General features: G+C 56.6%; 20 protein-coding genes. 13 read left to right on the top strand and 7 right to left on the bottom strand.

Features of this window, described 5'->3' with window-relative positions:
* The first annotated feature begins 220 nt into the window (after positions 1-220).
* Positions 221-940 (top strand): GntR family transcriptional regulator, encoded by a 720-nt coding sequence (locus AB5Z05_RS02025; RefSeq protein WP_368149979.1) that lies wholly within the window; start codon positions 221-223, stop codon positions 938-940.
* A 116-nt stretch (positions 941-1,056) separates the two neighbouring features.
* Here the strand turns inward: AB5Z05_RS02025 and xseA are convergent, their stop codons facing one another.
* Positions 1,057-2,436, bottom strand: a complete 1,380-nt coding sequence (gene xseA / locus AB5Z05_RS02020; RefSeq protein WP_368149978.1) for an exodeoxyribonuclease VII large subunit — start codon at positions 2,434-2,436, stop codon at positions 1,057-1,059.
* A gap of 290 nt (positions 2,437-2,726) precedes the next feature.
* On the opposite strand from xseA, the gene AB5Z05_RS02015 reads away from it, so the two are divergent.
* From AB5Z05_RS02015 to AB5Z05_RS01995, 5 genes are all read left to right on the top strand, one after another.
* Positions 2,727-3,278, top strand: coding sequence for a cytochrome b (locus AB5Z05_RS02015; RefSeq protein WP_368149977.1), 552 nt, complete (start codon positions 2,727-2,729; stop codon positions 3,276-3,278).
* A 444-nt stretch (positions 3,279-3,722) separates the two neighbouring features.
* On the top strand, positions 3,723-5,186 hold the full coding sequence (guaB, locus tag AB5Z05_RS02010) for an IMP dehydrogenase (RefSeq protein WP_005360033.1): 1,464 nt from the start codon (positions 3,723-3,725) through the stop codon (positions 5,184-5,186).
* Between the two features lie 83 nt (positions 5,187-5,269).
* Positions 5,270-6,859, top strand: coding sequence for a glutamine-hydrolyzing GMP synthase (gene guaA / locus AB5Z05_RS02005; protein ID WP_127006577.1), 1,590 nt, complete (start codon positions 5,270-5,272; stop codon positions 6,857-6,859).
* 379 nt (positions 6,860-7,238) lie between these two features.
* Complete coding sequence (locus tag AB5Z05_RS02000) at positions 7,239-7,511, top strand: hypothetical protein (protein ID WP_139401676.1); 273 nt, start codon at positions 7,239-7,241, stop codon at positions 7,509-7,511.
* A gap of 579 nt (positions 7,512-8,090) precedes the next feature.
* Positions 8,091-9,095 (top strand): DUF4062 domain-containing protein, encoded by a 1,005-nt coding sequence (locus AB5Z05_RS01995; protein ID WP_120414420.1) that lies wholly within the window; start codon positions 8,091-8,093, stop codon positions 9,093-9,095.
* A 337-nt stretch (positions 9,096-9,432) separates the two neighbouring features.
* Here the strand turns inward: AB5Z05_RS01995 and AB5Z05_RS01990 are convergent, their stop codons facing one another.
* A complete protein-coding gene (locus tag AB5Z05_RS01990) occupies positions 9,433-10,260 on the bottom strand; it encodes a bifunctional transcriptional activator/DNA repair enzyme AdaA (RefSeq protein WP_115521931.1) in 828 nt (275 codons plus the stop codon).
* Between the two features lie 51 nt (positions 10,261-10,311).
* Positions 10,312-11,076, bottom strand: a complete 765-nt coding sequence (locus tag AB5Z05_RS01985; protein ID WP_127006575.1) for an SDR family oxidoreductase — start codon at positions 11,074-11,076, stop codon at positions 10,312-10,314.
* Positions 11,077-11,397: 321 nt separating this feature from the next.
* On the opposite strand from AB5Z05_RS01985, the gene AB5Z05_RS01980 reads away from it, so the two are divergent.
* On the top strand, positions 11,398-12,768 hold the full coding sequence (locus AB5Z05_RS01980; RefSeq protein WP_127006574.1) for a leucine-rich repeat-containing protein kinase family protein: 1,371 nt from the start codon (positions 11,398-11,400) through the stop codon (positions 12,766-12,768).
* A 283-nt stretch (positions 12,769-13,051) separates the two neighbouring features.
* The gene (locus AB5Z05_RS01975; protein WP_005337003.1) at positions 13,052-13,699 is read left to right on the top strand and encodes a thiopurine S-methyltransferase; all 648 of its coding nucleotides are present in this window, start codon (positions 13,052-13,054) and stop codon (positions 13,697-13,699) included.
* 319 nt (positions 13,700-14,018) lie between these two features.
* On the opposite strand, the gene AB5Z05_RS01970 is transcribed toward AB5Z05_RS01975, so the two are convergent.
* Positions 14,019-16,805 (bottom strand): insulinase family protein, encoded by a 2,787-nt coding sequence (locus AB5Z05_RS01970; protein ID WP_127006573.1) that lies wholly within the window; start codon positions 16,803-16,805, stop codon positions 14,019-14,021.
* A gap of 162 nt (positions 16,806-16,967) precedes the next feature.
* On the opposite strand from AB5Z05_RS01970, the gene sixA reads away from it, so the two are divergent.
* From sixA to AB5Z05_RS01955, 3 genes are all read left to right on the top strand, one after another.
* Positions 16,968-17,435, top strand: a complete 468-nt coding sequence (gene sixA, locus AB5Z05_RS01965) for a phosphohistidine phosphatase SixA (protein ID WP_005336999.1) — start codon at positions 16,968-16,970, stop codon at positions 17,433-17,435.
* Positions 17,436-17,568: 133 nt separating this feature from the next.
* Positions 17,569-17,775 carry a DUF1107 domain-containing protein gene (locus AB5Z05_RS01960; RefSeq protein WP_005336998.1) on the top strand — a complete coding sequence of 69 codons (207 nt, stop codon included), beginning with the start codon at positions 17,569-17,571 and terminating at the stop codon, positions 17,773-17,775.
* Between the two features lie 164 nt (positions 17,776-17,939).
* Positions 17,940-18,857: a DMT family transporter gene (locus AB5Z05_RS01955; RefSeq protein ID WP_127006572.1), complete on the top strand. Its 918-nt coding sequence runs from the start codon at positions 17,940-17,942 to the stop codon at positions 18,855-18,857.
* Between the two features lie 160 nt (positions 18,858-19,017).
* Here AB5Z05_RS01955 and AB5Z05_RS01950 read toward each other — a convergent pair whose 3' ends face one another.
* Positions 19,018-19,503, bottom strand: coding sequence for a cell division inhibitor (locus AB5Z05_RS01950; RefSeq protein WP_005333614.1), 486 nt, complete (start codon positions 19,501-19,503; stop codon positions 19,018-19,020).
* A 230-nt stretch (positions 19,504-19,733) separates the two neighbouring features.
* Here AB5Z05_RS01950 and AB5Z05_RS01945 point away from each other — a divergent pair, with 230 nt between their 5' ends.
* Both AB5Z05_RS01945 and AB5Z05_RS01940 read left to right on the top strand, forming a co-directional pair.
* A complete protein-coding gene (locus AB5Z05_RS01945; protein WP_127006571.1) occupies positions 19,734-19,931 on the top strand; it encodes a DUF4250 domain-containing protein in 198 nt (65 codons plus the stop codon).
* A 375-nt stretch (positions 19,932-20,306) separates the two neighbouring features.
* Entirely contained in the window at positions 20,307-22,781 is a 2,475-nt protein-coding gene (locus tag AB5Z05_RS01940) for a glycogen/starch/alpha-glucan phosphorylase (protein WP_043824469.1), read from the top strand.
* Between the two features lie 63 nt (positions 22,782-22,844).
* On the opposite strand, the gene AB5Z05_RS01935 is transcribed toward AB5Z05_RS01940, so the two are convergent.
* A complete protein-coding gene (locus AB5Z05_RS01935) occupies positions 22,845-24,227 on the bottom strand; it encodes a DASS family sodium-coupled anion symporter (protein WP_005333606.1) in 1,383 nt (460 codons plus the stop codon).
* 161 nt (positions 24,228-24,388) lie between these two features.
* The gene (gene trxC / locus AB5Z05_RS01930) at positions 24,389-24,823 is read right to left on the bottom strand and encodes a thioredoxin TrxC (protein ID WP_047438874.1); all 435 of its coding nucleotides are present in this window, start codon (positions 24,821-24,823) and stop codon (positions 24,389-24,391) included.
* Between the last annotated feature and the right edge of the window lie 187 nt (positions 24,824-25,010).

Here is a 25,010-nt window from a genome sequence, read left to right as displayed (position 1 = left end):
AGCAAGCCGTCATGGTGAAAGTGACAGCGATGCTAACAAACCGGCCGACTGATTTTTGTGAGTGGTATCATACAATTCGTTATTTGTATTGTTTTTGTATTGTCTGGTCGGGGTGATTTGTTAGGTCAAATGAGGCTGAGCCGTTTTGTCTGTCCGGTAACTGGGGTAGAATGACGCCTCTTCCATTTATCATGGCGCAGAGCCGACGAGGTGGCCTTTCGTGTCGAAAAAACCCATGTATCGCCAGATAGCCGACACCATCCAGCAGTGGATTGCGCAAGGGGAGCTGGCTCCCGGCGATGCCCTGCCCACCGAAGCCGAGCTGCGCGAGCAGTTCGGAGTGAGCCGGGTGACGGTGCGTCAGGCTCTCAAGCAGCTGACCGAACTCAACGTCATCGAGAGTATTCAGGGCAGCGGCAGCTACGTGCGGCAGGAGAAGGTGAACTACGACATCTATCAGCTCACCAGCCTCTATGAGAAGGTGACCGATCCGGGGGCCGAGACCCACAGCGACATTCTCGCCTTCGAGGTGATCAAGGCGAGCAGCGAGCTGGCCGGGCGGCTCAATCTGCTGGAAGGGGCGCTGGTCTATTACGTCAAGCGGGTGCGCTTTATTCGCCAGATCGCGGTGACGCTGGAGGAGACCTGGATGCCGCTCGCTCTCTTCCCCGACCTCAGCTATGCGGTGATGCAGGGCTCCAAGTACCACTACATCGAAGAGGTGAAGCAGCTGGTGATCGACCGCAGCGAGCAGGAGATCATTCCGGTGCTCCCCTCGGCGCAGGTGGTGGAGGCGCTAGGTATCGATCCCGCCAAGCCCATTATCGAGAAGGTCTCCCGTGGCTTTTTGCAAGATGGCACCGTGTTCGAGTTCAGTCGCAACTTCTTCAAGAGCGATGATTACAAGTTCACCTTGGTGGCGCGCCGCGCCAAGGGGTGAGCAGGCGCCAGCACCCGAGATAAAAAAGGCCACCACCGTGTTTGCGGTGGTGGCCTTTGTTTTTGGCTGATTGCCGGGCTGAATAGCAGATTGGCTGGTGGTTTGATGCAACCGACCTACTGCGCAGAGCCCTTGACGATCCCCTCGACCCGTACCTGCAGGCTCCCTTGCGCCAGGGTGGTGATGAGCTCGTCGCCATTGTTGACCTGATCGGCGCGACTAATGACTTCGCCACGCGCAGTGCGGGTGATGGAGTAGCCGCGACCGAGAGTAGCAAGCGGGCTCACCCCGTCGAGGCGGGCGGTGAGCATGGCGAGGCGGTGACTAGCAAGGTCTTGCCGCTTGGCAATCAGGGCATAGAGCCGCTCCTCGGCCAGCTGGTGGCGGCGCTTGCCGGCAGCCAGCAATCTCTCCGGGCTCTTGCCCTGCAGGCGCAGCTCAAGGTTGGCGAGGCGCCGCTCACCCTGATGCAGCCGCTGGCGTAGCAGCTGCTGCAAACGAGTAGATAGCTCGTCGAGGCGCTGGGATTGCTGCTCCAGCCGCCGCTTCGGATCCTGATGGTCGAGCCGCTTTTGCAGCAGGATGAAATCGTGGCGGGCGGCGGTCTGCTGGCGGCTCATCGCCTGCAGCAGTCGCTGCTTGAGGTGAACGAGACGCTGGGCACGGGCGCTCTGATCCGGCGCCACCAGCTCGGCGGCAGCCGACGGGGTAGGGGCGCGCAAGTCGGCGGCAAAGTCGCTGATGGTGACATCCACCTCGTGGCCCACTGCGCTCACCACCGGTATGGCGGAGTGGGCAATGGCGCGGGCCACCGCCTCTTCGTTAAAGCACCAGAGATCTTCAAGCGACCCGCCGCCGCGCCCGACGATCAGCACATCCACCTCGGCGCGCTGGTTCGCTTTGGCGATCGCCGCGACGATCTGGCTGATGGCGGCGCTCCCCTGAACCTGAGTCGGGTAGATAAAGACCGGCAGATCCGGCGCGCGCCGTTTAAGCACCGTCAGCATATCGTGCAGGGCGGCACCTGTGGCGGAGGTGATAAGGCCCACCGCCCGTGGTTCACGGGGCAGCGGCCGCTTGCGGCTTTCGTCAAACAGCCCCTCGGCGCCGAGACGGCGCTTGAGCTCTTCAAAACGCAGGGCCAGCACGCCATCGCCTGCGGGTTGCATCGATTCGATGATCAGCTGGTAGTCGCCGCGCGGCTCATAGAGAGAGACCCGCGCCTGCACCAGCACCTGCATGCCATCCTGCGGGCGAAACGTCACCCGCCGGTTGTTGCCCTTGAACATGGCGCAGCGCACCTGCGCCGACATGTCCTTAAGCGAGAAATACCAGTGGCCGGAGCTTGGCATCGCCAGATTGGAGAGCTCGCCGGTCAGCCACACCAGCCCCAGATCCTGCTCCAGGATCATGCGCACGGCGCTGTTGAGGCGGGTGACGGTAAAGACCTGCTGCTCGCGGCCGTTCGCCGCACTGGATGGGGTAAATCGGTTCAAAGGCGTACCTGTGGTCTGCCCCGGCTGGGCCGGGATAAAACGATGGCCGCTATCTTAACCCGAAACAGGGAGAGGGCGTTAAGCAGGCGGCGCCAGCAGCAGAAAAGCAAGATTGGAAACGCTGCCGTTTATCCGTGCAGGTAGTATGGCTCCCGATAAAAGCCCTCGTGCTTGCCTGCATCTGGCCGCGTTGCGGCTTGCCTAGATGCCGTTGATATCTCAGGTGCTGCTGATGTTCACGACGCCACCATCTTGACCTGCGTTCACTCGCCCCCAGTTTGGAGTAGCTTATGAATCCCTCAACCCACTTAACTTTGACGACCCGTTTGCTGCACTGGTTGGTTGCCTTGCTGATGATTGGCCTGACCCTTGTCGGTTATCTGATGGTGAAATTTGAAATATGGGATCTCTATGCCCTGCATAAATCTCTGGGGGTGATTGCACTGATCTTGATCCTGCCCCGCGCCATTCTCCGCCTTGTTAAAGGGTGGCCTGAGCCTGTGCGTCAATATCCTGTTTACGAGGCATTGGCAGCCAGGGCGATCCACTGGGGTTTGCTGATTTCAACGCTGCTTATTCCGGTGTCCGGTCTCTGTTATTCCGCAGCGGCTGGCCGAGGTGTCGCGATATTTGGCTGGTCTATTATCCCGATGAATCCAGACATCCATGAGCCGGCCAATGTGATTCCATTCAGTGAATCCGTTCGGGATATTGCTCACACAGTCCATATATATTTGCCATATGTCATGCTGGCATTTTTGCTGGTGCACATTGTCGGGGCGTTGAAACATCATCTGCTGGATAAAGATAATACCTTGCTGCGGATGGTTGGGCGAAAATAATAAAGAGAGGCAACCCTTGTTGTGCCAGAAAATATATATTGGCAGCGGGCGAAATTTATTATCCAGACCGAGCAAAGGACATTGAGAAGAGAATGATACCGGTGCGAGTGGTCGCCGCGAGGGCAAGAGACAATACAAGGACACAAGACAAGGGGAGGGTGGTCAGAGGCCGCTTGCCCCCTGAGCCCCTGTCGATCATCCCGATGCATGGGGGTTGTACTGCGTCGGCACCTACCGGTTTTGCATAAATCACCGGTTAGCCAACTCTTTTGCCCCGAAATGGCGCTTTTCGTACTGATAATCTTGGTTTTTTGGCGTTTTGGCCGCCTAAAAGAGGGCTATGCCATAAAAAATTCAAAAAACTTCTTTACCAGTGACCAATGCGTGAGTAAACTTCGTCGGCAATATTTTACACCCCCACTTCCTCAACGGTGAGATATTGCCATGCTCAGGATTGCCAAAGAAGCGTTAACCTTCGACGATGTACTGTTGGTTCCCGCCCACTCCGAAGTTCTTCCCAATACTGCCGATCTGCGTACCAAGCTGACCTCCGCCATCAGCTTGAACATCCCGATGATCTCCGCTGCCATGGACACAGTGACCGAAGCCCGTCTGGCTATCGCACTGGCCCAGGAAGGCGGTATCGGCTTTATCCACAAGAACATGTCCATCGAGCAGCAGGCTGCCGAAGTGCGCAAGGTCAAGAAGTACGAGAGCGGCGTGGTCACTGACCCCGTCACCGTGCGCCCTGACATGACCATCGCCCAAATCAAGGAGCTGAGCCACAAGAATGGCTTCGCCGGTTACCCCGTGGTGACTGACGGCAATCAGCTGGTCGGTATCATCACCGGCCGCGACGTGCGCTTCGTGATTGACCTCTCCCAGACCGTTGAACAGATCATGACCCAGAAAGATCGTCTGGTCACCGTGCGTGAAGGGGCCCCTCGTGAAGAGGTGGTTGCCCTGATGCAAAAGCACCGTATCGAAAAAGTGCTGGTGGTGAACGCCGACTTCAAACTCAAGGGCATGATCACCGTTAAAGATTTCCAGAAAGCTGAGCGCAAGCCGCACGCCTGTAAAGATGACAAGGGGCGTCTGCGGGTCGGTGCTGCGGTCGGTGCCGGTGCCGGTAACGAAGAGCGCGTCGCTGCGCTGGTGGAAGCCGGTGTAGACGTGCTGCTGATCGACTCCTCCCACGGCCACTCCCAGGGCGTGCTGGATCGCATCAAGGCCACTCGCGATGCCTATCCGGATCTGCAGATCATCGGTGGCAACGTGGCGACCGCCGCGGGCGCCAAGGCGCTGGCTGCTGCCGGTGTCAATGCGGTCAAGGTTGGTATCGGCCCGGGCTCCATCTGTACTACCCGTATCGTAACCGGCGTGGGTGTGCCCCAGATCACTGCCATCTCCGACGCCGTTGACGCGCTGGAAGGCACCGGTATTCCGGTGATTGCCGATGGCGGTATCCGCTTCTCCGGCGACATCGCCAAGGCCATTGCCGCGGGCGCCAGCTGCGTCATGGTCGGTTCCATGTTCGCCGGTACTGAAGAAGCGCCGGGCGAGATCGAGCTCTATCAGGGTCGCTCCTTCAAATCCTACCGTGGTATGGGGTCTCTGGGCGCCATGTCCAAAGGCTCCAGCGACCGCTACTTCCAGACCGACAACGCCGCCGACAAGCTGGTGCCGGAAGGCATCGAAGGTCGCGTGCCGTACAAGGGTCGCCTCAAAGAGATCATCCATCAGCAGATGGGCGGCCTGCGCTCTTCCATGGGCCTGACCGGCAGCGCCACCATCGACGACATGCGCACCAAAGCTGAATTTGTGCGCATCTCCGGCGCCGGGATGAAAGAGTCCCACGTCCACGATGTGACCATTACCAAAGAAGCCCCCAACTATCGGATGGGCTGATAAAACGGGGCCCTGCGCCCCGTTTTTCCACCCTTTTTTATCCCGTGCCCTTTGTGACAACATCAGCCTGATGCAGGAATAAAATGACTAAAGACATTCACCAGCACCGTATCCTTATCCTCGACTTCGGTTCCCAGTACACCCAGCTGATCGCCCGCCGCGTGCGCGAAATCGGCGTTTACTGCGAACTGTGGGCCTGGGATGTAACCGAAGAGCAGATCCGCGAATTCAATCCGAGCGGTATCATCCTCTCCGGCGGCCCCGAGTCCGTCACCGAAGCGGGCAGCCCGCGCGCCCCCGAGTATGTGTTCAACGCCGGTGTCCCTGTGTTCGGCATCTGCTACGGCATGCAGACCATGGCCGAGCAGCTGGGTGGCAAGGTGCAATCCTCTACCGAGCGTGAATTCGGTTACGCCAAGGTGGAAGTGCTTGGCGAAGCTGGCAAGAGCAGCGCGCTTTTGCGCAACATCGAAGATGCCATCGCCGACAACGGCAATGCCCTGCTGGATGTCTGGATGAGCCACGGTGACAAGGTCACCACCATTCCGGCCGACTTCGCCACCATCGCCCAGACCCCGACCTGCCCGCACGCGGCCATGGCGTGTGAGGCCAAGCGCTTCTACGGCGTGCAGTTCCACCCGGAAGTGACCCACACCCGTCAGGGTGCCCGCATGCTGGAGCACTTCGTCAAAGATATCTGTGGCTGCGAATGCCTCTGGACCCCGGCCACCATCATCGACGACGCCGTTGCCCGCATCCGCGAGCAGGTGGGCGACGATGAAGTGATCCTCGGTCTCTCCGGTGGTGTCGACTCCTCCGTGGTTGCCATGCTGGTGCACCGCGCCATCGGCGATCGCCTGACCTGCGTCTTCGTGGACAACGGTCTGCTGCGTCTGAACGAAGGCGAGCAGGTGATGGAGATGTTTGGTGATCACTTTGGTCTCAACATCATCAAGGTTGAAGCGGAAGAGCGCTTCCTCTCTGCCCTGGCTGGTGTTGACGAGCCGGAAGCCAAGCGCAAGATCATCGGCCGCGTCTTCGTCGAAGTGTTTGACGATGAAGCGAAAAAGCTGAAAAACGCCAAGTGGCTGGCACAAGGCACCATCTATCCGGACGTTATCGAATCCGCTGCCAGCAAGACCGGCAAAGCCCACGTCATCAAGTCTCACCACAACGTCGGCGGCCTGCCGGAAGAGATGAAGATGGGTCTGGTCGAGCCGCTGCGCGAGCTGTTCAAAGACGAAGTGCGCCGCGTTGGTCTGGAGCTGGGTCTGCCCTACGACATGCTCTACCGTCACCCGTTCCCGGGCCCGGGTCTGGGTGTGCGCGTCCTTGGCGAAGTGAAGAAAGAGTACTGCGATATTCTGCGCCGCGCCGATGCGGTCTTTATCGAAGAGCTGCGCAAAGCCGACCTCTACAACCAGGTCAGCCAGGCGTTCGCCGTCTTCCTGCCGGTGCGCTCCGTTGGCGTGATGGGCGATGGTCGCAAATATGACTGGGTCATTGCGCTTCGCGCCGTCGAAACCATCGACTTTATGACCGCCCACTGGGCACATCTGCCGTACGACTTCCTCGGTCACGTATCGAACCGCATCATCAACGAGATCAACGGTATCTCCCGCGTGGTGTACGACGTCTCCGGCAAGCCGCCCGCAACCATCGAATGGGAATAAGCGGCGCTAGCCCTTCTACCCTTCGAGCATAAAAATGCAAAAAAGACGCCCTTGAGGCGTCTTTTCTTTTCTCAATCGTTTGCGCCACATATTTTCTTTTTTCGAGCAGCTTTTTCGCCACCTTGCCCCTGTCATATGTGACAGGGGCATTTTTGCCATCTCGCACTAGGCTCTCTCATGCCAATTGAGCCCGCTGTCAACAGCGGCTTGTGGCTGGGGGGAGGGCTGATCCAGTTGCAGATAGCTGCGTAAATTTGCCTATCGTCATCGCGCCAACCGGCAGTGACGACCCCCGGTGGAGACCGGAAACCACTTGAATCAACGGGGCGCAGCCCGAACGGCCAAACGAGTCGGGATCATAGAGCACGGAGAGTTTGATATGTCAGAACAAGCAGTGTTGGTGGGTGGATGGACCGCATATCACAAGCTGACCGCCGAGGATCAGGCGGTATTTGATCAGGCGCTGAAAGGATTTGTCGGGGTGCAGTACGTACCCTTTGAAGTCTCCACCCAGGTGGTGGCTGGCACCAACTACCGCTTCAAGTGCAAGAGCACTGTGCCGCTTGCCAAACCGATCCATGGTGAAGCCGTGGTGCAGATCTTCCAGTCTCTGGATGGCTCGGCCCATATCACCTCCATCACCCCGATCTGATAGGGTTGCGGGGCAAGGCGGGGAGGGGGAGATCTCCTAACCGGTTTGCTCCAGACTCCAGATAAAAGAAAGACGCCTTAGGGCGTCTTTCTTATTTCCACCACCAGTTACCTCTGATGCGTGGTCGGTATTTGTACTTATTGATTAATTTGTTGATCTTGCTCAGGAAACTATCATCATTCGCTTTTGCTTATCTGCCTTGCTCGTTAGGATAACCAATAGGATATTTCTTCTTAGGGGACGTTTATTAATCAAGCTAGAGGAACAACGTGAGCGAAATCCTGCAAATTGGGGGTTGCCGTAGTTTATGTCAGCACATTACAGAGCAGGCATTGCTCATATTGATGGAGTTTTCCATAGCTGATTTATTTTTATCTTGTACTGCGTAAGTCATAGAGACAAGAGGAAATTTCAGCGAGTATGCTAAGTTGCCAGAGATTGGTTAGTAATTTCTATTTAAAACGATTTTTTGCGGATATGAATACTGAGCTGAGTGATATGGAAGGTTTTAATATCGGATTAGTTCCACCTTTCATCCAATCTCTGCTAGAAGGCCGCCTAGAACTCGGAAGGAATTAGATGAATAAAAGATATCAGGTATTTGTTAGTTCAACATATGCTGACTTAAAAAAGGAACGTCAGCATGTATTGCAAGCTTTGATGGAAATGGACTGTATTCCTGCTGGAATGGAGTTGTTCCCAGCTGCTGATGAAGAACAATGGGAATTTATTAAAAGTGTCATTGATGATTGTGATTACTACCTTCTAATCATAGGTGGCCGATACGGATCAACTACCGATGAAGGTATCAGCTACACGGAAAAAGAATTTGATTATGCTGTTGAAAATGGATTGAAAGTAGTAGCCTTGGTTCACGGTTCACCTGATGACATTCCTTTCGGAAAATCTGAGCAAGATCCCCACCTCAGAGCAAAGCTATTGAGGTTCAAAGATAAAGTGATGGACGGCAGATTGATCAAGTTTTGGAATCAAGCTAATGAATTACCGGGTCTTGTAGCTCTTAGTCTTTCAAAGACAATTAAAATGTATCCTGCTGTAGGCTGGGTTAGAGCCAGTAATATTGCCAGCGAAGACTTACTTTTAGAGCTTAATGATCTCAGAAAACAAAACATTGAGCTTCAAGGCAAGTTATCTAAGCTAAGTGCTGATTTAACACCAACTATCAATGGTATAGCCGATATAGACTCAACAATAACGTTGCATGGTACCTATAAAGTAAATCATGGTCGAAATTATGGAGTCGGTACATATGATTTCACTTCAGAAATTTCTTGGCGCAAGCTATTCTCCCTCATAGCCCCTTATATTGTTGAACATCCTAATGACACATCTGTTAAATTAACTTTGGCTACATCCCTTCATCAATTAATTGAAAGTAAAGGTTATTCTCATACGTTAAATGATCAAGAGTTCAAAACTGTCACAATACAGTTAAAAGCATATGGACTGATAAAAACACAGTATTTGAAAACTACTAAAGGGGGCATGGCTTTATTTTGGTCCTTAACTGATAAAGGTGAACAACTGATGATAGAGTCAAGAATTGTTCGCGAGAATACCTGACAAGTTGCCGGTATGGAACTGTTGGCGATCAAAGCCGGTACCTTAGGGTGCAATGAAATTGCACCTCTACTTTTGTTCCTCATACCTTGCCCAAGAGCTGCTCGGCAAATGGTGCAATGCGCTGCGCTTATTGCACCCTACCTGTTTCGTCAATTCGCTGAGGTGGGGCGGCTGAGCGCCATGCCTTGCCAAAGCAACAAAAGGGGCGATCTGCGCCCCGATTCTTCAGGTCTCCCTGCTTTATATCGCCGCCCGCTGTCTGGCGTGGCCTGATTGTCTGCTGACTCACTACCAAGATGCCTGTTTTCCTCATCAGGCGGGCTGAAAAAAGCCGCCTTTACTCATACCTCGCCGCTTCCCAGGCATGTATCGCCTGTTTACGGGTCTCGCCCCAGTGATAGCCGCCGAGTTTGCCGTTTTGCTGGATGACCCGGTGACAGGGGATCATCAAGGCGACGGGGTTGGCGCCCACCGCCAGCCCCACGGCTCGGGCGGCTTTGGGGTTGCCGACGGCGTTCGCCACCTGGGCGTAGCTCACCACCTTGGCGGGCGGGATCTGCAGCAGCGCCCGCCAGACGCTGATCTGAAAGTTGGTGCCGCTCACGTGCAACGAGATGGGGCGATCCGGCGCCTTGCTGCCATCGAACATGGTGTTGATGACCCCTTGAGTGCGTGATGGTGCTTCTTGCAGCGTTGCCGCAGGCCAGTGCTGGGCGAGGGTGGCCAGCGGTGCCTCTGGGGCCTTTTCATCGAGAAACGAGAAGTTGCACACCCCCCGCGGGGTCAGGGCGACGAATGCCTGGCCGAAGGGGGTGTCGTGCACCCCGTGATCGATAACCAGTCCGGCCCCGCGCTGCTTGTACTCGCCCGGCGTTACCGCTTCGAGTTGCACGAAGTGATCGTAGAGCCGCGAGCCGCTGCTAAGGCCCAGGGTATCTGCCACCTCAAGCAGCGGGCGCGACTCCTGCAACAGCGCCTTGGCCCGCTCCAGGGTCAGCACCTGCAGATAGCGTTTGGGCGTCACTCCGGCCCAGCGGCTGAACAGCCGCTGGAAGTGAAAGGGACTTAAGTGAACGTGCGCCGCTATCTCGTCCAGAGTGGGCTGGCGCTCCACCTGACTTGCGATAAAACGGATGGCATCGGCGATGCGGGCGTAATCAGACATAAGGCGCTCTCACGATAAGGTTTCGGTCGCAGGATCTTGGGGGCGACAACGTCATGTACGACAAATTGATACCCCACCATCGGCCAGCAGGGCAATGCCGGTAGTAAAGCTGGATGCATCGGACGCGAGATAAAGGGCCGAGCGGGCGATCTCCTCCGGTTGGGCCAGCCGTTTGAGGGCATGCATATTCTGCACAAAGGTGAGGCTCTCTGGCGTATTGGCAAAAGCCCGCCCCATGGGGGTGTCGGTGCCCCCCGGCAGCAGGGCGTTGACCCGAATCCCTTGTGCCCCATACTCGGCAGCCAGCACACGGGTCAGGCCAATGAGTCCTGCCTTGCTCGCCGCATAGGCCGCCATGCCGGGCAGCCCCAGGGTATGGCCGACAAAGGTAGAGGTAAAAATAAGCGAGCCGCCGCCACGCGCCAGCATGGCGGGGATCTGGTACTTGGCTCCCACAAAGGCGCTGGTGAGGTTGGTATCCAGAATTTCCTGCCACTGCGTCAGCTCAAGCTGCTCTACGCTGCCCGGCGTGCCTGTGGTACCTGCGTTGTTGAAGGCGATATCGAGCCCGCCGAAACGGGTTAGCGCGAGCTCCACCAGATCGCGGGCGTAACTCTCGCTTTTCACATCCCCCGCCAGACTCACCGCCTGGCCCCCCTCATGGCGGATCTCCTCCACCAGCAGATCCAGCTCGGGCTTGCGGCGGGCGCCGACGACGACGCTTGCTCCCTCCTGGGCAAACAGGATGGCGCTGGCGCGACCGATGCCGGAGCTGGCGCCGGTGATAATGGCGACCTTGTTGGACAGTAATGACATGGCAGTTCCCTCGCTGAGTGTGTTGTGCGCCTGCTAAGTGGTACACAGGGTTGGCTGTGGGTTGGAACTCCAATAGGTTCCAACCGACTTGGGTTTGGCCCCCACTATGGCAACCACTCCTCGCTGGAACGACCCGAATCTTGCTCTCTTTGTTCCCAAGTCGTTTTGCTACATGTCGATACAGGCCTTTGCGGCAACAAAAGGGGCGAACTGCGCCCCGAATTCTTTATAATGCCCCCCTTTAAAATCGCCGGACCCGAGTTCGGCGCGCGTTGATGGTCGCTGTGCCATCAGGCAGATCATCAGGATTGAGAAACGGTTATGCATACTCTGGAACAGCTGCGCGCAGGTGAACTGTGCGGTGCCCGCCATCTGAAGCTTTGTGAAAACCTGACGGAGTTCCCCAGCGAGATTTTGAGCCTGAAAGAGACGCTGGAGGTGCTGGATTTGACCGGCAACCAGCTAAGCACGCTCCCTGACGAGCTGGCCGGGTTTGGCAAACTGCGCATCATCTTCTGCTCCGAGAACCGCTTTACCGAGCTGCCCGAGGTGCTGGGGCGCTGTCCCGCGCTCACCATGGTGGGCTTTAAGGCCAACCGGATTGCTACCGTCTCGGCCAGGGCGCTGCCTGCGGGGTTGCGCTGGCTGATCCTGACTGATAACGCAATTGAAAGGCTGCCCGATGAGCTGGGCCAGTGCGACGCCCTGCAAAAGCTGATGCTGGCGGGCAACCGCCTGCGCGAGCTGCCGACGAGCCTTGCCAACTGCCGCAATCTGGAGCTGCTGCGTATCGCCGCCAACCGCATCGAACGCTTCCCCGAGTGGCTGCTCTCGCTGCCTCGCCTTTCATGGCTCGCTTACTCAGGCAACCCCTTTAGCGAAGGGGCGGAGGAGCGGGCCATCGATGATGTCCATGTAGAACCCCTTTCCTGGGAGACGCTGGCGCTGGGCGAGCTGCTGGGGCAGGGAGCATCCGGCGTTATCCATCGCGCCACCCTTGTGGCTAATCCAGCTGATGCAGTGATTCAGGCGAGCGATAGAGGCGATGCCAGTCAGGTGGCGGTCAAGCTGTTCAAGGGGGCGGTGACCAGCGATGGCTTGCCCCGCTGCGAGATGGCGGCATCGCTGGCGGCGGGCACTCATCCTAACCTTATCAAGGTGATAGGCAAGGTGGCGGATCACCCCTCCGGCATTCCGGCGCTGGTGATGGAGCTGATCGACCCGGACTTTGCCAATCTGGCCGGGCCGCCGAGCCTGGACTCCTGCACCCGGGATGTCTATCCCGAGGGGCTGCATCTGAGTGTGCCGGATGCGCTGGCGATGGCCCATGGCATCGCCTCGGTGGCGGGCCATCTGCATCGCGCGGGCATCATGCACGGGGATCTCTACGGTCACAATATTCTGTTTGCCCGTGGGTCTGACGCACCGGCTCGCGCCCTGCTGGGGGATTTCGGTGCCGCCTCTTTGTATGGCCGCAGCGACTGCGAGCGGGCGCTGGGCCTTGAACGACTGGAAGTGCGCGCCTTTGGCTGCCTGCTGGAAGAGCTGCTGGCCCATTGCGATACGCAAGACTCACCGCTTGATGGGTTGCATCAGCTCAAAGCGGCCTGCCTCTCGGAACTCCCCGTCGATCGTCCCGATTTTGCTTATATCGAGCGTCAGCTGGCGGTCGTTCGCGCCACACTGTCGTGATCTTTCTGGCGTTGGCAGGCACGTTTTGGCTTGCCAACGTCATTCCTTTCATTCCTTCATCGCCATACACCCATGACGTTTTTGCATGGGTTGGTATGCCACTGCCCGTCATAAGCGTATCCAATAGCGATCATTGCGACAGTGAGGCGCACGGCAAGGGGACGTCCCGCCATTCGCCCGATAACACGCAGAGACTGCGCGGCAAAAAGGGGAGGGCAGAGGGTTGCGCGGTGCCGGCTAAGTTGTGATATTGAGGCATCTTTAGTACAGAAGGGTAATAACGATGGAAGCTGCGTTTTGGCATCAGCGTTGGGAAGAGAACCGGATTGGCTTTCATCAGGCGGACTTCAACCACTGGCTGCAATCCTGGTGGTCAGCCCAGCAAGCGGACGAGCCGGTGCTGGTTCCCCTGTGTGGCAAGTCTCGCGACATGCTCTGGCTGAGCGCTCAGGGTCATCCGGTCGACGGTTTCGAGCTATCGAGCCTTGCCGTCAGTCAGTTCTTCAGTGAAAACCAGCTCGCCGCGACCGTGAGCGAGGTGGGCCCTTATCAGTGCCATCAGGTGGACAGCCTGCGCATTTTTCAGGGGGATTTTTTCGCCGCCCCGAGTCTGGGTCGCCGTTACCGGCTGGTCTATGACCGCGCGGCGCTGATCGCTCTGCCGACCGCGATGCGTCGCCAGTATGCGGCCCTGATCAGTTCGCTGGTCGAGACCGGTGGCCAGATCCTGCTGGTGACCCTCGAATATCAGCCTGAGCAGCAGAGTCAGCCCCCCTTCTCGGTGGGTGAGATGGAGGTGCGAGCCCTGTTCGAGCGCGATTTTCGTATCGAGGTGCTGGGGCGCGCCGCCGAGGTGGATCACCCGCGGGTGCTGTCGGGTCAGCTCTCCTACTTCGATGAGGTGGCCTACCGGTTGGTTCGCCGTGGCTAACGGCAGGCAAAGGGTGATCTGCGCCGACAAATCGTCGGGCTACGCGCTCTTCGCTACCTCCTTTGACGTAGATCAACGTGATTGGCGGGGGGAGTGCCTAATATGAGGCTGTTTCTCAATCACTGTTGGCATTGCAAAGCGAGTATCGGGTCTTTCCCGCTTGCTGATCAGCAACTCAGTGTCTGATTTTCACGCTCATGTTCACTTTTGGCGGCTTTGGTCGCAATTATTATGGTTTTTCCAGCCGACCCTGATGGGTCGGCTTTTTATTGCCTGCGATTTGCGGTGGGAAGGAAAAACGGGGGATGTCGAGGCCTGATCAGGCCTCGAAGGTGGCGGCATTGAGCCGAAATGCCCGTGGATCGTCGATAAACTGGCCGGTGATCCGCTCGTCATGTTCGTGCCCCTGACCATAGCTGCAGAGGATCAGCCGATCGGAGGTGCGCGAACGCAGTTGGGTGATAAAGCGCACCAGATCGGCGCGGCTCAACTTGCCCACCTCGTCGCAGACCCGCTCCCGCTGATCGAAACCCAGATCCTTGTTGCCGATGCTGACCCACAGCCGTTGGCCGCGACTGCGCAGGTTGGCATCCCGCTCGCTCAGCTGGGCTTGCAGCCCCGCCTTGCTCTCCTGCCACTGCTGCTCGGTGAATTCGAGCATGGCGAGCGGGAAGAGGTCGATAAACTCCTCCACCGCATCGAGCAGGATCTGCGGCCCCGCCACCGGCGACTGGATATAGAAGATCAGGCCCGGGTGGCGATTGAGGGGCAGGTTGCCAGCGCCCACCACATACCCCAGTTGCTGGCGGGTGCGCAGCTCGTGGAAGAAAGTAGAGGACATGATGTGGTTTGCCAGAGTGAAGCAGGCGAGATCCCGCGCCCGGGTGGTGCGGGACTGGTAGTAGACCAGCAGTGCCGAGTCTTCGTGATCGCAACCCTGCTCGCGAATAAGGGTGCCCCTGTCCTGAATGGAGATGAGCGGACGACGGGTCTCGCCGCTCGGCTTGCTGCTGGTGCCATTGATATCGCTCAGGTGGCGCTCCATCAGGGCGGCCAGCTCCAGAGCTTCGGCGGCAGTCCAGTCGCCGTGTACCAGCGCCTCGACATGCACCTCGCCAAACAGCTGGGCCACGAAGCCGGGCATCTCCTCCAGCTCGACGGTGCGCAGGTGGCGCAGCAACTGCTCGAACGGCGGGTTGTTCGGTTGCAGCAAACTGGTGAGCTGGTTAAAGAGCTGGGAGATGGGGCGCGCCTTGGACTGGTTGTCCCAGTTGCGGATGAGCTGCTCCTTGATCTCGGCGAAGCGGCCCGGATCCGGATACCCCAAGGTGCGGTTGCCGAGGATCATGTCGAGCAACAGCGGCTGCTTGTCGGCAAAGCCGCTCAGGTTGATGGTAAAACCCCCCTGATGGGCATAGATCTGGTAACCCAGCCCCGCCAGCTCCGCTGGATAGGTGAGGGCGTTGAGGTGGTCGGCCAACAGCTCCACGGCGAGGCGCGCCATGGCGATATTGCGCGGATTTTTGACCGCATGTTCGCTATCGATGGAGATATAGAGATTGCCCTTGGGCACGCTGAACAGGTGCTCATGAAGGTGCCAGAGGCGAAAACCGGGGCGATCGATAAGGCAGGCGGGCATGTCGGCGGCAAGCTCTGGCGTGCGCGGATCGAGCCGGCTGCTGATAAAGGGGTTGGGCTTGGGCAGCGCCAGCGCCGGATCCGGCTCGCTCTGCTGCCAGCGAATTTTCTCGGCCTCGGTAATGGTCGCCACGCTGTAGGGGGTCTGATACCAGCGGGCCAGCCGATCGGTCGCCACTTCCGGCGCAGTGATGGTGATACGCAAATTGTGCGGGGTGAGCTTGGCGAGGAAGCGGCGGATCAGCCCCTCGTCATATTCGCGCATCATGTAGTCGCCGTAGAGCAGATCCTCTGGTTTGTAGCTAAAGAGGTTGAGCACCAGCCCCGACACCGTATCGAGGGGGCGGCCGCGCTCCTGAAAACGGAACGCCGATTCGAGTACGGTCCGTTTTTCGTCATAGCGCCAGCTCTGCAGGCCTTCGCGGCCGATCAGTTTCAGATAACCAAACAGGGCGGCGAGGATGTCGTCCACATGCTTAAGGCCCAGAGGGGTGAGGCCGAAGTTGACGCCAAAATCCTTGAAGTTGGCGCCGCTGATGCCACCGCCCGCCGAGAGCTGGTTGACCCAGCCTTTCGCCTTGAGCAGGGAGAGCAGGCTGCCATCCCCCTCATAACCAATCAGATGGCTCAGGAAGGTGAGGGGCTTTTTGTCGTAAAACTCGTCCACATTGGGTAAGGGGAAGCTCAGCGACAGCTTGCGGGTCTCCTTGACCGGATTGATGTGGATGCGCACGCCGAGATCATCGAGCCGGTAGAGCGGCATGGTGAGGGTCGGGGTTCCCAAATTGCGATTCAAAATGGGAGCAAAGTAGCGACAGCACCACTGCAACTGGGTATCGATTGATTCCGGCGAGATCATCACCAGCGCCATGCGATCCGCGCTGTAATGGCTTTCGTAAAAACGGATAAGGTCGGAGCGCAGATCCCGCCCCGGCAGATCGGCCAGGGTATCGAGGTTGCCCACCGAGAACTTGGAGAAGGGGTGCGCCGGGTTGACTGTCTCTTTATGCACCTGATAGCTGCGGCGCATGTCGTCCTGCAGCTTGAGGCGATACTCGGAGTCAACCGCGTTACGCTCCTTGTCCACCCACTCCGGATCAAAGGTGGGGCAGATAAAGAACTGGGAGAAGCGATCCAGCCCCGCTTCGAAGAAGCCGTTGTCGATCTCGAAGAAGAAGTTGGTGAACTCGGTACCGGTCCAGGCGTTGTTGCTGCCGCCATGACGGCTCATAAATTGCTGGTACTCACCAGGCTTGGGGTAGGTGCAGGTGCCGAGAAACAGCATGTGCTCCAGAAAATGGGCCATTCCCTGCCGGTCGGCGGGATCGTCAAAATGGCCGGTATTGACTGCCAGCGAGGCGGCGGATTTGTCGGTGTCGGGATCACAAATCAACAAGACCCTGAGCCGGTTGGCCAGCTCCAGAAAATGGTATTGCCGATGGTCATTGGGACTGGCATATGGGCTCATTGGCGTGTGACTCACGTTGGATTTATTTGAATTTAAACATGATTATCGACCCCGCTATCCCGTCAGGCAAACCCTTTTCTGAGAGGTAGCGCAATTGTTTCCACACCCGTGGCGGGGTAAGATCCCCCGGCTATCAAAACAGGCCCGTTGGGCGAGGTTGTAATGAAGATCTATATCATGCGTCATGGCCAGGCTGGCATGAATGCGAAAACAGATGAACAGCGTCCATTGACCGAGCAGGGTATTGAAGAGTCTATCCAGATGGCCCGCTGGTTGGCGCCTCAGCTGATTGGCCCGCTGGATCGGGTGATCCACAGCAACTATCTGCGGGCACGCCAGACCTGGCAAGCCATATGCAGTGAATTACCTGACGCAGCAGCCGTTGAAGAGAGTGGCGACATTACCCCTTACGGTGATCCCGCTTTCGTGGCCAGCTACCTCACCACTCTGGCTGAACAACATGACCAGATCCTGATGGTCAGCCATCTGCCGCTGGTGGGTTATCTGGTACAAAGCCTCTGCCCGGCCGCAGGAGCACCCATGTTTGCCACCTCGGGGATCGCCTGTATCGAGTGGCTTGATGGCAAAGGAGCCTTGCTCTGGCTCGAAGGGCCGCATACAATAGGCTAAAAGTTAATAAAAAGTTATAGATTGAGTTTTTTGGGAAGAGATGGGCGAGTTTTCCGGATTTTTATAAATAATTTACGGAATTAATTCGCAGAAGCTGCTGTCATACGGATACAACTGCAAGAGGTTGCAAACGATGAGAGTGTTCAAGAAGTACCTGCCACTGATGGTGGCAAAGCATGTCAAAACCTTCTTTAAAGGTCGGATTTACATCCATGGTCGGGGGCGGTTTGATTTCCAATCCGGTTTGTTGCTGATGCCGAATCCGGCGGATATTCCCCACCGCCAGACAGTCACCGAGGTCAACGAGCTGATCTCCAGACTGCACATGGATGCCGCGTGATGCGCTTCTGAACCTGTTTCTGCACTGATATGCCCGCACTTTTGCGGGCATATTTGTTTCTGGCGACTGGCGTTCACCATGTGGCTGTTCAGGCCCACACCTTTGTTTCTCTCCCATCGCCCCCTATACTGGCCCGCTGTTGTCTCTTCGGTCTGGATCCTCTCATGCCCCTTGCCTTTCTGTTTCCCTTCTCCTGCATTGCCATCTGGGCTGGCAATGGTATCGTCAGCAAACTGGCGGTTGGTGTGTTGTCCCCGGCAGCCTTGGCCTGGTCGCGCTGGGTGGTGGCTGCGCTGGTATTAAGTCCGTTTCTGGCCCGTCGGGTATGGCGTATGCGTGCCCGCTTGCGCGCCGGCTGTTGGCAGATCGCCATGCTGGCTTCGCTGGGCATGGTGCTCAACCAGACTTTTGGGTACTACGCGGCGCAAACGTTGGGGGCCACAGAGATGGGGTTGATGATGGGACTGACGCCGCTGCTGACCGTGTTGTTCAGCATCTGGCTGCTGCGCGAGCGGCCCACCTGGGGCGCCGTGTTGGGGGCGCTGCTCTCTATCCTTGGCTTGTCTATCTTGCTGGGGCAGGGGGATCCGACCCGGCTGTTTACCCAAGGCATTCATATCGGCTCTGTCTATATGCTGATTTCGGCCGGTACTTATGCCCTTTACAGCGTGCTGCTCAAGAAGTGGGATCTGGGGCTCGACAACTGGTCGCTGCTCTACGGTCAGGTGATCTGCAGTGTGGTGATCCTGACCCCATTCTTTTTGCTGGTGGATGGCCAGTGGCCGGATGGTCGGGCCCTGTGGCTGATCCTCTATGCCGGTATCCCCACTTCGGCGCTCTCGCCCTGGCTCTGGATGCAGGGTATCGCTCTGCTCGGTGCCAACCGTACCGCCATCTTTATGAACCTGCTGCCGGTGATGACGGCTGGCCTTGCCATCACCCTGCTGGGTGAGCGGTTAACCAGCTATCACCTGATCGGGGGTGGGCTGACCCTGCTGGGTGTCTTGCTGGCACAGCTGCTGGTGCGTCCGGTGGTGATGGGTCGCCGCCGGGTGGTGCTGGCACCCTGTCCCGAAGAGTAATCTTGCGTGAAGGTGTAAGTAGGCCCAATGGCCCGCTTGGCTGCCAATGAAAAGCGCCTGCAGCAATGTAGGCGCTTTTTATTTTGCTAGGATTTTACTGAGTAATGATGGCAATGGCTTTGTCGTTGCAGCCATGCCCAAGAATGGGCCAAATTTTAACTTAGTGATTTAGATAAATATCTTGCTCTGCATAGGCCAGCAGAGGTGTGCCGAGGTTAGTCCGTTTCGCGCCAAAGAAGCGGGTGAGTACGCCAGATTGCTGTCCCAGTCGCTGCAGCTTGACGTGATCCAGCTCGATCTGCTCGGGTAGCCAGGTAAATACGGCGGCGCAGTGACCATTGCCCAGACTGCGCTCTAGGGTTTGCTGCCAGTTCTTGATTTTGGGGCTATGTACCACCAGCACTCTCTTGGGATCGATACCTCGCTCTTCCAGACGGCTGACTGTGGGGCGTCCCGGCGGGGCGATCAACAAGATCCAGCCGGTATGAGCCTCCCCAAGCTTTGTCAGCTCGCTCAGAAACTGATCATCAGACTGGATAGTCACACCATAATGAGCCAGCTCCGCTTTGCAGGCGGTTCTGGTTGGCCAGGGCTTGCTCATGACACGATTCATCGCAAAGGGCAGTGAGTGCAGGGGCTGGTTCATATATGGGGTTCCTGTATGAATATCCAAGCTGTATGTGCATACAGTAGTTCTATCCTGTGGCAGTGACAAGGTGTTTTTGCTGAAAAATGTGATGGTGTTGGCATGTGTCGTTAGTAAGGTTATGTTTTTAAACACTATTTAATACAAAGCTGGTTGGGTGTTTTTCGTACTATGGACAAACCTTGCGTAACCGCCCATGGTTATACAGGTCATTTACAGGAGGTGCCGCCATGGATATCAGTACCTTGCAACGTCTTGATGCCAACATCTTGCTGGGCATCATCAATGAGAAGCTAAGGCTTGAGTGTGACGGGTTGGAGGAGCTGCTGGCCTATTACAATATGAGTGAAGAGCAGTTGGCAGGACGTCTGGATCAGATTGGGTACCATTACGATCCATTGAGTAATCAGTTCAAAGCACATCTTTAAGGGTGCAATGATTGCTTCATATTTATACGGTAATTTTTCAGGCACATTGAAACCGGTTTCAATGTGCCGTCTTGCTGCCTATTTTCAGGGATTTTCAAGGCTTGGCAATCTCTGAAAACCTATTCATGCCAGAATATTTTTATTATTTCATTAAGTTACTGATAATAAAGAAAATATTTGTTTTTGCTCGATCAATTAAAGGAAAGGGTTTTCAAGCTTTTCAGGCTGTTTTTATCGGTTAAAGTGTGACTTGCGTTAACTTTTAATTCTGCCGCTTTAGTTAGTATTCTCACGCCGGTACATATTTTGAGATAACAACAGCGCCGGTCCCGCAAGCGGGATAACAATTTTATTTGTAACGAAGGAATATGGTTTATGGCTACCAAGAAGAAGACAGACCAGGATCTCCAACTGGATAAAGATCAGCTCAAGGCGAGTATCGTGCGTCACCTGCGTTCTACCTTGGGAACAAGCGAACAGAAAGCCTCTCCCGAAGCGTGGTGGAAAGCCACAGCTGCGGCTGTCAATGAACAGGTGTACGAGCGCCTGACCCGCACTCAGCAGACTCATTTCAAGAAAGATACTCGTGCGATTCACTATCTCTCTGCTGAATTCCTGATGGGACGATTGACTTCCAACAACCTGCACAACCTCTCACTCTACAAGACTTGCGAAGAGGCGCTGGGCGAACTCGGTCTGGAACTGACCGACCTGTGCGAACAAGAGCCGGACATGGCACTTGGCAACGGCGGCCTGGGTCGTCTGGCTGCCTGCTTTATTGACTCGCTGGCCACTCTGAACTATCCGGCGGTTGGTTACGGTATCCACTACGAACACGGTCTGTTCCGTCAGGAAATCCAGGATGGCCGCCAGATCGAGCGTCCGGACTCTTGGCGTGAATATGGCAACCCCTGGGAGATCTGCCGTCCCGAGTCGGTGCAAGAAGTGCCGCTCTATGGCTACGTCGAGACCGTGTTTGGTGACAATGGCGGCCTGAAAAAGGTATGGCACGCCGGTCGCAAGATTAAAGGGGTGCCTTGGGATATTCCGGTGGTCGGTTTTGGCGGTCATACCGTCAACATCCTGCGTTTGTGGGAATCCCGCGCCTCCGAGTTTTTCGATTGGGATGTGTTCAACGCTGGTGGTTATATCGACTCCCAGGCTGAAAAAGCCCAGGCCGAGACCATCTCCAAGGTACTCTATCCGAACGATGAGACCGATGCCGGTAAAGAGCTGCGTCTGATCCAGCAGTACTTCTTCTGTGCTTGCTCCATCAAGGACATCATGCGCCGCTACAAGCGGGTCCATGGCAGTGACTTCAGCAACTTTGCCGCGCAAATTGCCATTCAGCTCAACGATACTCATCCGACTGTCGCCATCCCGGAACTGATGCGGGTGCTGGTGGACGAGGAAGATCTGAACTGGGATGCCGCTTGGACTATCTGCTATCAGGTCTTCTCTTATACCAACCACACTCTGCTGCCGGAAGCGCTGGAGAAGTGGTCGGTCAGCCTGTTCGAGAAAGTACTGCCTCGCCATCTGGAGGTGATTTACGAGATCAACGCCCGCTTCCTGAACGAGTTGGTGGAGCCCAAGTGGCCGGGCAACGATGCTATCAAAGCCAAGCTCTCCATCATCGAAGAGGGAGATGTGCGCAAGGTTCGCATGGGCAACCTGTGCGTGATCGGTTCGTCCAAAGTGAACGGTGTGGCCGAGATCCACTCCAAGCTGGTGAAGGAAGATCTCTTCCCCGAGTATGCCGAGCTGTGGCCGGAAAAAATGTGCAACGTGACCAACGGGGTGACCCCGCGTCGCTGGCTGCTGGCGTGCAACCCGGAACTGGCTGGCCTCTACAACGAAGTAGTGGGCAAGGAGTGGCCGCTGCAACTGGACAAACTGCGTGGCGTGGTGAAGTTTGCCGATGACAAGGCGTTCCAGCAGCAGTTCATGACCATCAAGCGTCACAACAAAGAGAAGCTGGTCAAGGTCATCAAGGACGAAACCGGTATCGATGTCAGTGCCGAGGCGATCTTTGACGTTCAGATTAAGCGTCTGCACGAATACAAGCGCCAGCAGCTGAACCTCATTCACATCATGGCGCTCTATCGTCGTCTGCTGGCCAACCCGGACTATGACATGCACCCGCGCGTGTTCATCTTCGGCTCCAAAGCGGCGCCTGGTTACAAGCTGGCCAAAGATATCATCTATGCCATCAACAAGCTGGCGGATCGGGTCAATAACGACGCCCGTATCCAGGGCAAGCTGAAAGTGGTGTTCATGCCGAACTACCGCGTGAGCCTGGCCGAGAAGCTGATCCCGGCGGCAGATGTCTCCGAGCAGATCTCCACTGCAGGTTACGAAGCATCCGGTACCGGCAACATGAAGATGGCGCTCAACGGTGCGATCACTATCGGAACGCTGGACGGCGCCAACATCGAGATCGCTGAAGAGGCGGGTGCCGAAAACTGTGCCATCTTCGGTCTGAACGTGGACGAGGTGAAGTCGCTGAAGGCGCGCGGTTACAACCCGTATGACTTCTACTATGCCAACTCCGAGCTCAAAGCGGTGCTGGACTGGTTTGATACCGACTACTTCACGCCGGGTCGTCCGGGTGAGCTGGCCTCCATCAAGCGCTCCTTGCTGGAAGGGGGAGACCCTTACCTGACCCTGGCGGACTTCCAGTCCTACTCGGATGCACACAAGCTGATCGATACCTGGTATCGGGATCCGGCACTGTGGGCGAAGAAGGCCATCATCAACTCGGCCACCATGGGCAAGTTCAACTCCGATCGCTCTATTCAGGACTATGTGGATCGGATATGGGATCTGAAGGCCTGCAACATCGGCTAATCAGATTCATAAATGAGAAAACCCCCGCAATGCGGGGGTTTTTGTTTATTGGGGGGAGCTGGATCAGAGGATATCGCCAACAAAGTAGGCCAGCAGGGCGAGCAACACGGTAAAGACCACGTTCAGAGCCATACCGGCTTTCATCATCTCCCTTTGGCGGATGTGGCCACTGGCAAAGACGATGGCATTGGGCGGCGTGGCGACTGGCAGCATAAAGGCACAGGAGGCACCGATAGCGATCAACACCGACATCACCACAGGTGATACACCCAGCGCCTCGGCGACACCGGCAAACAGGGGAACCAACAGCGCGGCGGTGGCGGTGTTGGAGACCAGCTCGGTCAGGAACACCACGAAGGCGGCCAGCATAAGCAACACGACAAAAATGTTGGCGTTGGAGAGCACGGCCGACAGATGGCTGGCCAGGAAGGCGCTGGTACCAGTGGCCTTGAGAATGGCGCTCAGGGTCAGACCGCCGCCAAACAGCATCAGCACGCCCCAGTCGGTGTTCTGGTTGACGTCATCCCAGCTGGCGACACGGCTGACCACGATGGCCACGATGGCGCCCATGGCAATCAGGGTGTCGAGTTGCGGAATACCGCCAAAGGCGTTGGAGATGGGTTGTGAGCCGATCCAGAGCACAACGGTGGTCAGGAAGATTGCCAGCGTCACTTTACGCTCGCGGGTCCAGTTGATGGTGACATCCTGGATCTCGACGCGGTGGCTGAGACGCGGGCGGGTTACCAGATAGAGCAGGGCAATGCCGCAGGGCATCAGGATCAGCACTACTGGAACACCGAATTTCATCCAGTCAGTGAAGCCAATCCCCATCTGGGCGGCAGCGATGGCGTTGGGTGGGCTACCCACCAGGGTACCGATGCCGCCGATACTGGCGCTGTAGGCGATCCCCAGCAATACGAAGACGAAGGTGGCGCGCTCTTTTTTGCTATCGAGGCGTGCCAGCATACCGATCGCCAGTGGCAGCATCATGGCGGTGGTAGCGGTGTTGCTGATCCACATCGACATGGCGGCTGTGATGGTAAAGAGCAGGATGACGCCCCAACCCAGATGACCATTGGCCAGGTGCATCACCTTGCCTGCCATCAGGGTATCCAGTCCCTGTTTTGAGAGGGCTGCCGCGAGGGCGAAACCGCCAAAAAAGAGGAACAGGATCGGGTTGGCAAAATCGGTGAGGGATTTGCTCATGTCAAACACCCCGAGCACGGTAGCCAGCAGGGGTACCAGCAGCGCGGTGATGGTGACGTGCAGTGCTTCGGTCAGCCAGAGGATGGCGATAAAGACCAGAATGCCCAGCCCCTTGTTGACCATGGGGTCAAACGGGAGCCAGGCGAGCATGGCACAAAGTAGCAGGACATCCAGGATGACGATCCCTGATTTGATGTCCAGCCAGCGAGATGGAGCAGAGGGTACAGCTGATGTGTGCATAATGTTCTCTCGGTTAATTTATGGTTGTTTTTGTGTTGCCGAGATTACATCCGTTCACTTGTTTGAAACAGGCTCACATGTTGAAAATCAGCCTCTACTCACATACTCATTGATAAAAATGAGGAAATGAACACATAAATAAAACATGTGCGAAATATAAATCAAACATCCATGAACTGTTCCAGCCACTGCTTGAACATGCTCTTGGGCAAGGAGCCATTTATCTGGTTCACCAGTTTGCCCTGTTTGAAGACCATCAGGGTGGGGATGCTGCGAATGGCGTAACGGGCGGCAATGGTGCTCTGCTGCTCGGTATCGACTTTGACAAAGCGCATCCGTGGTTCGAGTTCATGGGCAACCTCATGAAATACCGGAGCAAACTGCTGGCAGGGGCCGCACCAGCTGGCCCAGAAATCGACCACGACCGGGATATCTGAGTTGATCAGGGTATCGAAGTTATCCGCCTTCCCGAGGCAAGGGGTCTGGCTGAACAGGAGGGCTTTGCAGCGCCCGCATTTGGCAGATGTATCGATATGGGTAACGGGCAGGCGGTTCCTGGTAAAGCAGTGGCTACAATAAGTAGTGATAAATGACATAATTGGTTCCTTCTAAATCAGCTCTGGCCGGGGATATGATGAGAAGCCAGAATGAAGCAATCGCGAAACAATAGCGAAATATCAGAGCAATAACGGTAACACAGTGCCCAGCGGGAGTGGATAATTCCCCCTGGGTTCATTGCCTGACCGGATAATTCAGCGACCACCAGATGAGAGTCGAGACGGG

The sequence above is a fragment of the Aeromonas sp. R2-4 genome, from assembly GCF_040908365.1.
Lineage (GTDB): Bacteria > Pseudomonadota > Gammaproteobacteria > Enterobacterales > Aeromonadaceae > Aeromonas > Aeromonas veronii.
The sequence above is the reverse complement of the archived record's forward strand: the minus strand, read 5'-3'. Positions and strand labels throughout refer to the sequence as shown.